Consider the following 13958-nt stretch of genomic DNA (forward strand, 5'->3'; position numbering starts at 1 on the left):
GACGGCGTCAGTTCGACGCCGTCTCCAGGGGGAGGTCAGGGGTCATGGCAACTTGTTCGGGGGCGACCAGCGCGCCCGGGCGGACCCGCTGCAGGCCGTTGACGACGATCCGCTCGCCGGCGTTCAGGCCGCTGGTGACCACCCGCAGGCGGCCGGCGCTCGGGCCGAGGGTGACCTCGCGATACGACACGGTGTTGTCGTCGGCGACGACCAGCACGAACTTCTTGCCCTGATCGATGCCGACCGCCCGGTCGGTGATCAGCAGCGACCGCTCGGCCACCGCCTTGCCCATGCGCAGCCGGGCGAACTGGCCCGGGATGAGAAACCCGTCGGGATTGTCGAACTGGGCCCGGACATGGACCGTGCCGCTGCCGGCGTTGACGGTGTTGTCGATGAACTGCAGGTGACCGCGGATCGGCTCGGAACTGCCGAAGGGGGCGGCCATCTCGACCGGGATGCGGCTGACGTCGCGGTTGCCGCCGGTGCCGAGGTCGCGGATCGCCTCCAGCACCACCTGCTCGTCGGCGTCGAAGCTGGCGTAGATCGGATCGACCGAGACCAGGGTGGTCAGGGCCGGGGCGCCCGCGCCGGCCGGCACCAGGTTGCCGACATCGACCAGGATCTGGCCGACCCGGCCGGAGACGGGCGCGCGGATCTCGGTATAGCCGAGGTCGAGCTGGGCCTTCCTCAGATCCGCCTCGGCGGCCTGGAAGTTCGCCTGGGCCTCGCGATAGGCGTTGGCCCGGCTGTCACCCTCGCGGATCGGCAGGGTGCGGGTCTTGACCAGCTGCTGGGCCCGCTCATGCTCCTTCTTGGTGAAGGCGAGCCGTGCCCGCGCAGCAGTGGCCTGGGCCTCGGCCCGCGCCACCTCGGCGGCGAAGGGCTCCGGATCGATGGTCACCAGCAGGTCGCCCGCCTGCACCAGGCTGCCCTCGCGGAAATGCACGGACCGGACCTGGCCGGCGACCCGTGAGCGGACTTCCACACGCTCGACCGCCTCCAGGTGGCCGGAGAACTCCTTCCAGCCGACGAGGTTCTGGGCCTCGACCGTGGCGACGGAGACCGGCACCGCAACCGGCGCCTGAACGGCCGGCGAGGCTTCTCCCGTGGCGGCCGTCTCCTCGGAATGGGAGGGGGAGAGGGCGAGCATGCCGCCGGCGATGATTGCGGCTACCGCGGCCGAGCCCAGTATGATTTTGTAGCCGCGACCTTTGGATTGAGTGCCAGCCATCGGAACGCTCCATATCTCGTTTTGTACCGATCGGTAAGAAATCGGTTCGGCCGGATATGGAGGGTGGACATGGGTCGATCAAGTACCCACCTTACCGATCGGTACAAAAAAAATCGAGTGGAGGATTCAGGCCATGAGCCGGCCGCGGACATTTTGTGAGGTTTCCGCCCTGGACAGGGCCCTCGAGGTGTTCTGGCGCTCCGGATACGAAGGCGCGTCGATCTCCGCCCTGACCGAGGCGATGGGGATCAACCGGCCGAGCCTCTATGCTACCTACGGCAACAAGGAAGAGCTCTTCCAGAAGGCGCTGGCCCGCTATGTCGCCCTGAAGAACGAGTTCTTCCAGGAGGTTCTGGCCGAACCGACCGCCCGTGAGATGGTGGCCAAGCTGCTCGACGGGGCGGCCGAGATCCTGACCGATCCGGAACACCCGGCCGGCTGCCTGTCGGTCCAGGGTGCGCTCGCCTGTTCGGCCGAGACCGAGCGGGTGCATCACGAGCTGGCGAAGATCCGGGCCGAGTACGAAGGGCGCCTGCGCCAGCGCTTCGCGGAGGAATGCGCCGACGGCCGGCTGCCGCCGGGGACCGATCCGGACGTGCTGGCCCGGTTCGTCGCCACCATCAGCCACGGCATGTCGGTGCAGGCGAGTGGTGGCGCCACCTGCGAGCAGCTCCGCGAGGTCGCCCAGATGGCCATGCGCGCCTGGCCGGTGCCGGATCAGGCCCGAGCCTAGCTCCTGACCAGCCGGCAGGCGTAGAATCCGTCGATCCCGCCGGCCTCGGACAGGTGGTCGGGGCGGGTGCGCAGGTCGCCCTCGGCCGTGATCAGCTCCGACAGGCCGCCGATCTCCTCGGCCGTGACCGGGAGCCGCTGGACCGTCGCATTGCGCGCCATCAGGGCCTCGATCCGCTCGGCCCCTTCCGCGCTTTCCAGGGAGCAGGTGCAGAACACCACCGTGCCGCCCGGCTTGACCATGGACAGGGCGGTGTCGAGAAGCCGGTCCTGCAGCATGGCCAGCTTGGCCACGTCGCCCGCGCCCTTCAGCCAGGGGATGTCCGGGTGGCGGCGCACCGTGCCGGTGGCCGAGCAGGGGGCGTCCAGCAGCACCGCGTCCACCGGAACCGGCGGTTTCCACTTGGCGGCATCGGCGGTCACGCAGGTGGCGGCGAGTTGCAGACGGCTCAGGTTCTCCTGCATCCGCTTGACCCGCTTGGCCGCCCGGTCGACGGCGATCACATGGGCCGCACCGGCGGCGAGCTGGGCGGTCTTGCCGCCCGGCGCCGCACAGAGATCGACCACGGTCCGGCCGGCCACGTCGCCCAGCAGCCGGACCGGCAGGGCGGCGGCGGCGTCCTGCACCCACCAGGCTCCCTCGGCGAAGCCGGGCAGGGCATCGACCCGACCCTCGATCGGCCGGCGCAGGCTGCCGGTCGGCAGGATCTCAGCCCCCAGGGCCTCGGCCCAGTGCTCCGGGTCGGTCTTCACTGTGATGTCGAGCACCGGCTCGCGCTGGACGGCGGCGGCCATCGCCTCCGCAGTTTCCGCGCCATAGGTCTCGCGCCAGCTCTCCGCCAGCCAGTCGGGCAGGGCGTCCAGGGCGGGCAGGGTGTCGATGGTCTCGCGCGCCTCGCGGTCGAGGCGGCGCAGCACCGCGTTTGTCAGCTTGGCGAACTTCTCGTGGCCGCGGGACCGCACCAGGTTGACCGCGCTGTCCACGGCGGCATGGGGCGCGACCTTCAGTACCAGCAGCTCGGTCGCCGCGATCCGCAGCACGTCACGCACGGCTGAGGCTTTCAGCGGCAGCGGCTGGGCCAGGCAGGTGTCGATCAGCCGGTCCACATGACCGAGCCGGCGCAGGGTGGAGGCCACCAAGGTGCGGGCGAAGCCGCGGTCGCGATCCGGCAGCCAGCCCATGCCGTCATGGGCGACCAGGGCCTCGTCCAGCGGCGTCTTTTTCGCCAGCACCGCGCGCAGCAGGTCGAAGGCGACGCTGCGGGCGGCGGAGATCTTCGGATCGCCGGCGGATTGGGGATCGGATGTCTCGTCGGTCATGGCGGCGGGTTTGAGCACGGCTGAGCCGCCAAGCAAAGGGGAAAGGCGCCCCCTCGCCGCCGGATCAGCGCGGCGCCACCCCAGTCAGGACCGTGCCGAGGTCGTCGGACAGGGTCTTGCCGAGCCGCACGACGCCCGCATCCTTGGGCAGGCCCGCCAGCTCCGGATGGCTGCGATCGAACGAGGTCACCACCGCGCAGGGCAGGTCGGCGGTGGACTTGATCGCCCGCAGCGCGTTGATCAGGTCGACGCCGGAGATCCCGTCCATGACGGCGGAGGTCAGCACGATGTCGGGGCGCTGGGTGGTCGACAGGCGGATGGCGTCGAATACGTCCAGGGCGGTCTGCGCCATGAAGCCGCAATTGGCCAGCTCGCGGGACAGCATGTGGCCCATGGTGCGGGCCCGGATGACCACCAGGGCCCGGCCCGGCTTCGCCGCGACGCTGGTCGGATCGAAGGCGGCGAGCGCCGGCAGCCGGGTCTGCATGGCCGCGGACTGCTTGGCGTCCGGCTCGCGGCCGAGTTCGATCAGGTCGGACAGGCAGTCGACGAAGCGCTGGTAGTCCTCGATCGGCAGCGGCGTCTGGTCGAGGGTCGCCGCCATATAGTCTTCGAAGCGGTGGGCGACGGTGGCGACGGTGCGGAACTGGAAGTTGGCGGCGGCACCCTTCACGCTGTGGATCTCGCGCGACAGGGCCATGATCGCATCGCGGTCGGCCCCCTTTCCGCTGGAGAGGTTGGTCAGCGAGACCTGCATCCGCGCAAGGCGGTCGGAGGATTCCCCGAGAAATTCCTGCGTAAGATTCGCAACGATATCGTCGAACAGTGCCATGGAAGCCCACCCCCAATTGCCCGCCGCGACGCAATGAGGCGGCGCGGAACCCTGCCGAAGGACAGTTAAGGTTTCGTCAACGAGCGGTCGAGCGAATTGCGCCGACCGCGTTGACGAGAACCCGGGCCGCAGTCAGGGCGGACAGGCCGTCGGGGTCGCGCTCGGGGATGAACTCGATCATGTCGAAGGCGCGCAGCCGGGCTTTGGCCGCCACGCCGTGGATCAGATCGATCGCCTGGGTATAGGTCAGGCCGCCCGGGGTGGGGGCGACGACCGCCTTCATGATCGACGGATCGAGCGCGTCGCAGTCCAGGGTGATCAGGCAGTTCGCCCCGGCCGGGACGTGTTCCAGCGCCGCCTCGATGCCGTGGCGGTGGACGTCGCGGGCGGTGACGATCTCCGCGCCCCAGGTCTCGGCGATCTGCACCTCCTCCTGCATGGCCGAGCCGAGGCCGCGGATGCCGACCTGGACGATGCGTTCCACATGGGCCATCTCCGAGGCCCGGCGCATGGTGCTTGAGAAGCCGTATCTCTCGCCGCGCCGCTCGTCCCGCCAGTCGATATGGGCGTCGACCTGGACGATGGTGAGCGGGCCGAGGGGGGCGAGCGCCTCGATGAACGGGATCGGCACGGAATCGTCGCCACCGATCATGACCGGTGCCGCCCCGGCCTGCAGGATGGCCGCGGTCGCGGCTGCGATCTTCTCCCGGTTGCCGGGCCCGTCCAGCGAGGATGTCTTCAGGTCGCCGGCATCGAGGAAGGCCAGGGTCCCGTCATCGTCCAGCGGCCGGCCCAGGTCGAAATCCCAGTGATGCGCCCAGCCGGCATCGTGGCTTAGCGCCTGGCGGAGGGTCGTCGCGGTGCCCGCCAACGCCTCGTTGCTGAACTCCGGATAGGGCGTGCCGTGGGGCGCGCCGAACAGCACGATTTCCGCGTCGGCCAGGGGCAGGTCGGTGCGGGCGCCGAAGAAGGCCGGCGCCGGGGCGGTGGTGTCGAGACTCATGCCGTCATCCTCAGTGTGCGGTGGCCCAGCTCTCGCCCCAGCCGGCCTCGGCGACCAGCGGGACCGACAGGTTCAGGACCGGAGCGGCGGCCCCCTCCATCACCTCCTTCACCAGGGCGGCGGTGGCCTCCACGTCGCCCTCGGGCACCTCGAACAGCAGTTCGTCATGCACCTGCAGCAGCATGCGGGCCTTGGAGTTCGCCCGCTCCAGGGCGACCGGCAGGCGGACCATGGCGCGCTTGATGATGTCGGCGGCGGTGCCCTGGATCGGCGCGTTGATCGCCGCGCGCTCGCCGAAGTTCCGCATGGCCGGGTTCTTCTCGCGGATCGCGGTGATATGGACCTTGCGGCCGAACCTTGTCTCCACGAAGCCCCATTCATGGGCGCGGCGCTTCATCTCGTCCATGTAGTCGCGGATGCCGGGGAAGCGCTCGAAATAGGCATTGATGTACTGCTGCGCCTCGCCCTGGGGCGTGCCGAGCTGGCGGGCCAGGCCAAAGCCGGAGATGCCGTAGATGATGCCGAAATTGATCGCCTTGGCCTTGCGACGGACCTCCGGCGTCATCTCCGCAAGCGGCACGCCGAACACTTCCGAGGCGGTCTGGGCATGGATGTCGATGCCCTCGCGGAAGGCGGCGCGCATGGTCTCCAGCCCGGCGATGTCGGCGACCAGCCGCAGCTCGATCTGCGAGTAGTCGACCGAGAGCAGCAGGTTGCCCGGCTCGGCGACAAAGGCGGTGCGGATCTTGCGCCCCTCCTCGGTGCGGATCGGGATGTTCTGCAGGTTCGGGTCGTTGGAGGACAGCCGGCCGGTGGCCGCCCCGGTCATGGAATAGGAGGTGTGGACCCGCTTGGTCTCCGGGTTGATGTCGTCGACCAGCGCGTCGGTGTAGGTCGACTTCAGCTTGGCGATCTGGCGGTAGTCCAGCACCTTCTCGGCCAGCTCGATGCCCTGGGCGGCCAGGCTCTCCAGCACGTCGGCGCCGGTGCCGTAGGCGCCGGTCTTGCCTTTCTTGCCGCCGGACAGGCCCATCTTGTCGAACAGGATCTCGCCGAGCTGTTTGGGCGAGGCGACGTTGAACTCCTCCCCGGCGAGCGTATGGATCTCGCCTTCGCGCTCGACCATGCGTTTGGCGAAATCGGCCGACATGTCGTTCAGGATCTTCGGGTCGACCCGGATGCCGTTGCGTTCCATGTCGACCAGCACCGGGATCAGCGGCCGCTCCAGGGTCTCGTAGACCGTGGTCATGTGCTCGTCGACCAGACGGGGGCGCAGCACCTGATGCAGGCGCCAGGTCATGTCCGCGTCCTCGGCGGCGTAGTCCCGGGCCTTGTCCAGCGGCACCTCGGCGAAGCCGATCTGGCTCTTCCCCTTGCCGCAGACCTCCTCGAACTTGATGTTCCGGTGCTCGAAATGCAGCAGGGACAGCTCGTCGAGCCCGTGGCCGTGCAGCCCGCCCTCCAGCACGTAGGAGGCGCACATGGTGTCGTCGAGCGGGGCCACCGTGATGCCGCCGTTGACCGGTCGGCTCAGCACCAGGCAGTCGTATTTGGCGTTATGGGCGACCTTCAGGACCGCCGGATTCTCGAACAGGCCCTTCAGGGCGGCGATCGCCTCCTCGAAGGGCGGCTGCTCCGGCGCATCGCCGTCGGACGCGGCGGCCAGCAGCTCGCCCTGGGCGGCGCTGCCCACATGGCGCAGCGGGATGTAGCACGCCTTGCCCGGACCCAGCGCCAGGGACACGCCCACCAGCTCCGCCCGCATGGCGTTGAGCGAGGTGGTCTCGGTGTCGAAGGCGACGGTGCCCTGGGCTTCGGCGGCGGCGATCCAGCCGCGCAGGCCCTCCAGGGTGGTGACCAGCTCGTAGCCGGCCGCCTCACCGGTCGGGGCGGAGACGGCGGCGGTGGCGGCGGTCTCCCCGGCGGCCTGTCCGGCCTCGCTTTCGAACCGGGCGATCAGCCGCTTGAAGTTCTGCTCGCGCAGGAAGGCGAGGATCTTGTCGGTATCGATGCCGCGCACCACCAGGTCGCCCAGCGGCTCCGGCACCTCGACGTCGTCCTTCAGGGTGACGAGCTGCTTGGAGATGCGGGCGAGTTCGGCATGTTCGATCAGGTTCTCGCGCCGTTTCGGCTGCTTAATCTCGCCGGCGCGTTCCAGCAGCGTTTCCAGGTCGCCGTATTCGCCGATGAGCTGGGCGGCGGTCTTTATGCCGATGCCGGGCACGCCGGGTACGTTGTCGACGCTGTCGCCGGCCAGCGCCTGGACGTCCACCACCTTCTCCGGGGAGACGCCGAACTTCTCCATCACCTGGTCGGGGCCGATCGGCACGTTCTTCATCGGGTCGAACATGTCGACCCCCGGCCGCACGAGCTGCATCAGGTCCTTGTCGGAGGACACGATGGTGACCCGCCAGCCCTTCTCCACCGCCTGGCGGGCATAGGTGGCGATGATGTCGTCGGCCTCGAAGCCGTCCATCTCGATGCACGGCGCGTTGAAGGCGCGGGTCGCCTCGCGGATCAGCGGGAACTGCGGGACCAGATCCTCCGGCGCGTCGGGGCGCTGGGCCTTGTATTGGGGGTAGATGTCGTTGCGGAAGCTGAACCGGCTGGCGTCGAAGATCACCGCCATGTGGTCGGCATCCATGTCGTCGATCAGTTTCACCAGCATGTTGGAGAAGCCGAACACGGCGTTCACCGGCGTGCCGTCCGGCCGGGTCATCGGAGGCAAGGCGTGATAGGCGCGGAAGATGTAGCCCGATCCGTCCACCAGGAAGAGATGGCTCTGCCCCGGCTCGGCGGGGGTCGGGATGGAGGGGGCGTTGGTGTCGGCCATCGGATCTTCCGGGGCTGGTGAGGCTGGGCGCGACTCTAGCGGACCGGAGCGGGGCGGCAACCGTTGAAGCGTCCTTGTCGCCCTCTATGGACGACCGGGGCGGATTTCGGCGCGGCCGCCCCAGTCCTGCCTCACGGAGCGTTTACCGCAGCGTCGCGGGCGCGTGATGTCGCGCGAGCGGCACCTGCCCGTATGCTCGGGCAACCGATCAGGAACGGCCGAACAGGGAAGTGGAACCGGGTCATGCACTACGCAGCTTTCTCCAGGGCGCTCGCCCGCATCGTCGCGATCGTGGCGGTCGCCGGCCTCGTGGCCTTCGTCGGACCGCGGATCACCCATGCCGGCCAGGATCCGGTCTATACCGAGTTCCTGTCGGACAAGGCGGTGGACGGCTACGACCCGGTCTCCTACTTCACCGACGGCAAGCCGGTGGAGGGGTCGGACGAGTTCGAGACCGAGTACAAGGGGGCTACCTGGCGCTTCAGCTCGGCCGAGCATCGCGACGCCTTCATCGCCGACCCGGCGAAATACGCGCCGCAGTATGGCGGCTACTGCGCCTGGGCGGTATCCCAGGGCTATACCGCCAAGGGCGACCCGCAGCACTGGCGTATCGTCGACGGCAAGCTATACCTGAACTACAACGCCGACGTTCAGAAGAAATGGGAAGCCGACGTTCCCGGACACATCCGGTCGGCCGACGGCAACTGGCCCAAGGTGCTTGAGTAGGCCGGGCGGTCTCTCAGGGGCGCTCTCTCAGGCGGCGTGCTCGCCCGCGCCCTCGCCGACCATCACAAAGGTGCGGGAGCAGTAGGGGCACACCACCTTGTGCTCGTCCTCGGGAATCTCCAGGAACACCCGGGGATGGCCGAGCGGACCGTCGCCGCCGTCGCAGGCGACCCGGTGTCCCGTCACCTCGATGGTCTCGAACGCGTCGTTGCTTGCCGCCGCCATGGCCCGATCCTCCGCGCTGCCCGCGCTTGTTCACGTGATCCCCGGATGATACCCACGACCGCGTCTCCCGCAAGGTTTTGATCAGTTGGGATGGGGTCATGGGATCGGTCCGCCTGTCGTTAACCAGTCTGTGCCTGCTCGTGCTTGCCGCCTGCGCGCCGCAGATCGCACGGCCGGGGACCGAGCAGGTGGTGCCGGAACTGGTTCAGCGGCCCTTCGCGGTGATGGAGGACGGCATCCGCCTGCCGTTGCGGATCTGGCGGCCGGAGGGCCCAGCCGAGGCTGCGGTCGTCGCCTTGCACGGCTTCGGGGACTATTCCAACGCCTTCGCCCAGCTCGGCGCCGACCTGTCGGCCCAGGGGGTCGCCGTCTATGCCGCCGACCAGCGCGGCTTCGGCGAGGCGCCGGGTTACGGCATGTGGCACGGTCGCGAGCGCATGGCCCGCGACGCCGAAACCCTGGTGCGGCTGGCCAAGGCGGACCTGCCCGGCGTGCCGGTCTACCTGCTGGGCGAGAGCATGGGCGGGGCGGTGGCGATGCTGGCCCTGTCCGATCCGGATACCCAGGCCGATGGGGCGGTGCTGTCGGCGCCCGCGGTCTGGGGCCGCGACTGGATGCCGCTGGTCCAGACCCTCAGCCTCGACATCATGGCCCATACGGTGCCCTGGCTGCCGCTGGAGCCGCGGGGCATCCGCATCATCCCCAGCGACAACATCGCCATGCTGCGGGCCCTGGCGCGCGACCCGCTGTTCATCAAGCGGCCGCGGGTGGACACGGTGCATGGGCTGGTGGCGCTGATGGGGGCCGCCCAGGCGGCCGCACCCGGGCTGCAGGGGGCGATCCTGGTGCTATACGGCCGCAAGGACGAGTTGGTGCCGCGCCGGCCGACCTGCGCCATGCTGCGGGCCCTGCCGCCGCGCCGCCGGGTGGCGCTGTACGACGAGGGCTATCACATGCTGTTCCGCGATCTGGAACGCGCCCAGGTGATCGCCGACATCGCGGCGTGGACGCGGGACCCGACGGCGGCGCTGCCCTCGGGCGAGGAGGCCGGGAGGGCGGCGCTGGAGCGGTTCTGCGGGGGGTGACCCGATATTCTCCACTTCCACAAACGTCTAAGGAATCCCTCTGTCCCGTTCCTCCTTCCAACACTCCCCGGCCCTGTGCCGGGGTCCACGGCGGGGCGCACCCGGACGCCGCAGGATGTTCGCATGCGTCCGTGCTATTGACGGGTGGGTCCCGGCACAAGGCCGGGAAGTGAGATTGTGGAAGGGGGGCGGCTTGGTCCTGACCTTCGTCAGGAGGACGGCACGCTACAGCACGATCACGTCCCGCGCCGGCGGGGTGGCGAGCAGGTGCCAGACCCGATCCTTGCGGCGCTCCAGGATGCGGCGCTGGTTCAGGTACCCCTTGTCGGTGATCTCGCCCGCATCGACGTTCGGCGGCTCGTCCAGGATCAGGGCCCGGGCGATGCGGGTGCTGGAGGCCGGGTTGGCGGCGTTGTGCCGCGCCAGCCCCGCACGGATCGCCTCGACCGTCGCGTCCGGCTTGGCGAAGACCAGGATGCCGATGGCGTCGCGGTCGTGGCCGGCGATCACCACGTCGCTGACCGCGGCCCCGCAGGCCGCGATCACCGCCACCCGCAGCGCGCCGACGCTGACCCAGGTGCCGGTCGACAGCTTGAAATCCTCGGCGATCCTTCCGTCGAAGATGATCCCGGCATTCGGATCCACCGGATCGGCCAGCCGCACCGCGTCGCCGCTGAGGAAATAGCCCTCTTCGTCGAACGCCTGGGCCGTCAGGTCGTCGCGTCCGGCATAGCCCGGCGTGATGTTCGGGCCGCGCAGGGCGATCTGCAGCTTGTCGCCGGTCGGCACCAGCTTGGCCTCCACCCCCGGCACCGGCACGCCGACCACGCCGGTCCCCTCCAGCACCAGATGGGCCGCCAGCGCCATCGGCGCGGTCTCCGTGGTGCCGTAGCAGGTGGTCAGTACCGGCAGCTCCCCCGTCGCCGCCTGCCCCAAGGCCTCGATCCGCCGCCACAGGGACAGCGGCAGGGTGGCGCCGGCATAGAACACGAATTCCAGCGCCTCGAAGAACCGGTCGCGCAAGGTCTCGTCCGCCTCCAGGTGGGGCAGCAGCATGTCCAGCCCGCGCGGCACGTTGAAATGCAGGGTCGGGCGGACGAGGCGGAGGTTCTCGACCGTGCGGCCGATCCGCTCCGCCGTTGGCCGACCGTCGTCGATATACAACGTGCCGCCATGGCTGATGGCGAGGCCCAGATTCTGGTTGCCGCCGAAGGTGTGGCTCCAGGGTAGCCAGTCGAGCATGACCGGTGGCCGCTCGGCCAGGAACGGCCAGACTTGGCCGAGGGCGGCCTGGTTGGAGGCGAGCATCCGGTGGGTGTTGATCACGCCCTTGGGGGTGCCGGTGGAGCCGGAGGTGAACAGGATCTTTGCCACCATGTTGCCGGTGATCGCCGGCATGTGGCCCGGTTCGGTCGCGGCGAGGTCGCTCACATCGCCGACGACCTCCGCACCGCCGAAATCGACCCCGGCACGTGCGCGCTCGAACGGCGCCAGCCCCTCGGCCAGGACCAGGCCGGGCCGGACGATCTCCAAGATCTGCTTCAGCTTGGCGAAGTCGCGGGACAGCAGCGAGTAGGCGGGCGAGACCGGACAGAACGGCACCCCGGCCCGGAACGCGCCCAGCATCAGCAGCGCCTGGTCGACCGAGTTCTCCGACAGCGCCATCACCGATCCGATCTCGCGCCCGATCAGCGCGGTGGCGATGCCGAGGCTGGCCCGGGCGGCCTCGGCGAAGCTCACCGCGCGCCAGCCGTCGCCCTGGCGTTCGGCCACCAGGGTGCGGTCCGGCGTGCGGCTTGCCCAGCGGTCCAGATGCTCGACGATGGTCTCGGGATGGGCGGCGGGCGGGGTGCGGGAGCGCAGGTGGATTGTGCCGTCGGCATCCCGGCGGATGGCGATATCGGGCAGTGCGAAGGGTGCCCGCTTCCGCGCCGGCTTCATGCAGGCGCACCGTCGGCTTCGCGGATGACCGCGAGGAACCGGGCGCCGAACTTCTCCAGCTTGGCCTGGCCCACGCCGTGAATCCCGGCGAAGGCTTCAAGCGAGGACGGTCGGCGCTCGGCCAGCTCGATCAGCGAGCGGTCGTGCAGCACCGTATAGGCCGGCAGGGAGAGCTCGCGGGCGATGTCGCGCCGCTCCTCCTTCAACGCCCGCAGCAGCCCGGCATTCTCCGGCGACACCGTGGCGACGGCTTCGCCCCGGTCGCGCCCGCTGGATTTCGTGCGCTTGGCGGTGTCGCGCCGCAGGGTGACGCCGGCCTGGCCCTTCAGCACCGCGCGCCCGGCCTCGCCCACGGTCAGACCGCCGAACCCGGCGGTGTCGATGGCGACGATGCCGCTAGCGACGAGCTGGCGGATGACGGAACGCCAGCCGTTGCGGTCGAACTCGGTGCCGACGCCAAAGGTCGGCAGCGCATCGTGTCCGTGCCGCTGCACGGCTTCCGTCTTGCCGCCGACCAGCACGTCGACGATGTGGCCGGCACCGAAGCGCTGGCCGGTGCGCAGGATGGCGGACAGCACCTTCTGGGCCGGGACCAGCCCGTCCAGGGTCTCCGGCGGCTCGCGGCAGGTATCGCAATTGCCGCAGGGCTCGGCCAGCGGCTCGCCGAGCGCGGCCAGCAGGGCCTGGCGACGGCAGCCCGCCGTCTCGCAGATGCCGAGCAGGGTGTTGAGGCGGCGGTGCTCGATCCGGCGCTGGTCCTCGCTCGCCCCGCTCTCGTCGACGAAGCGGCGGCGCTGGGCGATATCGGCCAGGCCGTAGAGCATCAGCACGGTGGCGGGCAGACCGTCGCGCCCGGCGCGGCCGATCTCCTGGTAATAGGCCTCCACCGAACCCGGCACGTCGGTGTGGAAGACGAAGCGGACGTCCGGCTTGTCGATGCCCATGCCGAAGGCGATGGTGGCGCAGACGACCAAGCCATCCTCGGTGACGAACCGGTCCTGGTTGGCCGCACGGATCTCAGGGTCGAGGCCGGCGTGATAGGGCACGGCCGGGATGCCCTGGCGGCAGAGGGCCGCCGCGGTCTCTTCGACCGCCCGGCGCGACAGGCAGTAGACGATGCCGCTCTCGCCCTTTCGGTCCTCCAGGAAGGCGAGGAGCTGCTTCATCGGGCTGCGCTTCTCGGCGATGCGCAGGTCCAGGTTCGGCCGGTCGAAGCCGAAGACGAACTCCTGGGCGTCGCCGCCGCAGAGCCGCTCCACGATGTCGCGCCGCGTGGCGGCGTCGGCGGTGGCGGTGAAGGCGGCGGTCGGCACGCCGAGCCGCTCGCGCACCCGCGCCAGGGTCAGGTAGTCGGGGCGGAAGGCGTGACCCCACTGGCTGATGCAGTGCGCCTCGTCCACCACCAGGCGGGTGACGCCGATATCCGACAGGTCGTCGAGGATGCCATCCAGGGCGAGGCGTTCCGGCGCGATGTAGAGCAGCCGCAGCTCGCCGGAGCGGGCCTGGCGCCAGATATCGCCGTTGGTGCCCGGCGCGTTGCCGGAATGCATGGCGGCCGCGCAGACGCCCTGCAGGCGCAGCGAGCGGACCTGGTCCTCCATCAGCGCGATCAGCGGCGAGACGACGACGGTCAGCCCGCCATCCATGACGGCGGGAAGCTGGAAGCAGAGCGACTTGCCGGCCCCGGTCGGCATGACGGCGAGGGTGTCGCGGCCGGCCAGGATGCTGTCGATGACGTCGCGCTGGCCGGGGCGGAAAGCGGCGAAGCCGAACACGTCATGCAGCGCCGTCTCCGGGCAGCGGCCGGAGGCTGCGGGCGAACCGTCGAGGAGGTCAGAATGGGCGAGAGCCATGGGCTCAGAGGTAGCACTGTCCTCGGTGCGGGTCATGGGGCGATGGCAGTCCGGCGGATCGCGGGCGTTGCTGGCCCGGGGCTATGGCAGGGACGGGGCGCGAATCGCGGTGTTTGTGGAACGCGGCGGCCCTTGGGGAGGCGCTGGCGGCATGGTCCTGACTTGCGTCAGGACGAC

Annotated in this window: 11 protein-coding genes; 3 read left to right on the forward strand and 8 right to left on the reverse strand. The window is 69.8% G+C overall.

Translation table 11 applies throughout. From position 1 onward, the window contains the following. Positions 1-7: 7 nt before the first annotated feature. On the reverse strand, positions 8-1231 hold the full coding sequence (locus tag ACOQOP_RS19185; protein ID WP_420563419.1) for an efflux RND transporter periplasmic adaptor subunit: 1224 nt from the start codon (positions 1229-1231) through the stop codon (positions 8-10). A gap of 133 nt (positions 1232-1364) precedes the next feature. Between ACOQOP_RS19185 and ACOQOP_RS19190 the strand changes: the two genes are divergently transcribed. Then, a complete protein-coding gene (locus tag ACOQOP_RS19190) occupies positions 1365-1964 on the forward strand; it encodes a TetR/AcrR family transcriptional regulator (RefSeq protein ID WP_420563420.1) in 600 nt (199 codons plus the stop codon). Here the strand turns inward: ACOQOP_RS19190 and ACOQOP_RS19195 are convergent. From ACOQOP_RS19195 to polA, 4 genes are all read right to left on the reverse strand, one after another. Then, complete coding sequence (locus tag ACOQOP_RS19195) at positions 1961-3301, reverse strand: RsmB/NOP family class I SAM-dependent RNA methyltransferase (RefSeq protein ID WP_420563421.1); 1341 nt, start codon at positions 3299-3301, stop codon at positions 1961-1963. The genes ACOQOP_RS19190 and ACOQOP_RS19195 overlap by 4 nt on opposite strands. A gap of 46 nt (positions 3302-3347) precedes the next feature. Beyond that, positions 3348-4115: an Hpt domain-containing protein gene (locus ACOQOP_RS19200; RefSeq protein ID WP_420563422.1), complete on the reverse strand. Its 768-nt coding sequence runs from the start codon at positions 4113-4115 to the stop codon at positions 3348-3350. Positions 4116-4191: 76 nt separating this feature from the next. Further along, positions 4192-5118 carry an arginase family protein gene (locus tag ACOQOP_RS19205; protein ID WP_420563423.1) on the reverse strand — a complete coding sequence of 309 codons (927 nt, stop codon included), beginning with the start codon at positions 5116-5118 and terminating at the stop codon, positions 4192-4194. Between the two features lie 10 nt (positions 5119-5128). Further along, entirely contained in the window at positions 5129-7951 is a 2823-nt protein-coding gene (gene polA, locus ACOQOP_RS19210) for a DNA polymerase I (protein ID WP_420563424.1), read from the reverse strand. Positions 7952-8194: 243 nt separating this feature from the next. Between polA and ACOQOP_RS19215 the strand changes: the two genes are divergently transcribed. Further along, entirely contained in the window at positions 8195-8677 is a 483-nt protein-coding gene (locus ACOQOP_RS19215; RefSeq protein ID WP_420563425.1) for a YHS domain-containing (seleno)protein, read from the forward strand. Positions 8678-8704: 27 nt separating this feature from the next. Here the strand turns inward: ACOQOP_RS19215 and ACOQOP_RS19220 are convergent, their stop codons facing one another. Then, positions 8705-8902: a zinc-finger domain-containing protein gene (locus ACOQOP_RS19220; protein WP_420563426.1), complete on the reverse strand. Its 198-nt coding sequence runs from the start codon at positions 8900-8902 to the stop codon at positions 8705-8707. A 98-nt stretch (positions 8903-9000) separates the two neighbouring features. Here ACOQOP_RS19220 and ACOQOP_RS19225 point away from each other — a divergent pair, with 98 nt between their 5' ends. Further along, complete coding sequence (locus tag ACOQOP_RS19225) at positions 9001-9987, forward strand: lysophospholipase (RefSeq protein ID WP_420563427.1); 987 nt, start codon at positions 9001-9003, stop codon at positions 9985-9987. Between the two features lie 225 nt (positions 9988-10212). On the opposite strand, the gene ACOQOP_RS19230 is transcribed toward ACOQOP_RS19225, so the two are convergent. After that, complete coding sequence (locus ACOQOP_RS19230) at positions 10213-11928, reverse strand: feruloyl-CoA synthase (RefSeq protein WP_420563428.1); 1716 nt, start codon at positions 11926-11928, stop codon at positions 10213-10215. Next, positions 11925-13817, reverse strand: a complete 1893-nt coding sequence (gene recQ / locus ACOQOP_RS19235) for a DNA helicase RecQ (RefSeq protein ID WP_420563429.1) — start codon at positions 13815-13817, stop codon at positions 11925-11927. Before recQ ends, ACOQOP_RS19230 begins: the two co-directional genes overlap by 4 nt. Positions 13818-13958 lie beyond the last annotated feature (141 nt).

Origin of the sequence: Thalassobaculum sp. (assembly GCF_965223715.1) — a bacterium.
Taxonomy (GTDB): domain Bacteria; phylum Pseudomonadota; class Alphaproteobacteria; order Thalassobaculales; family Thalassobaculaceae; genus Thalassobaculum.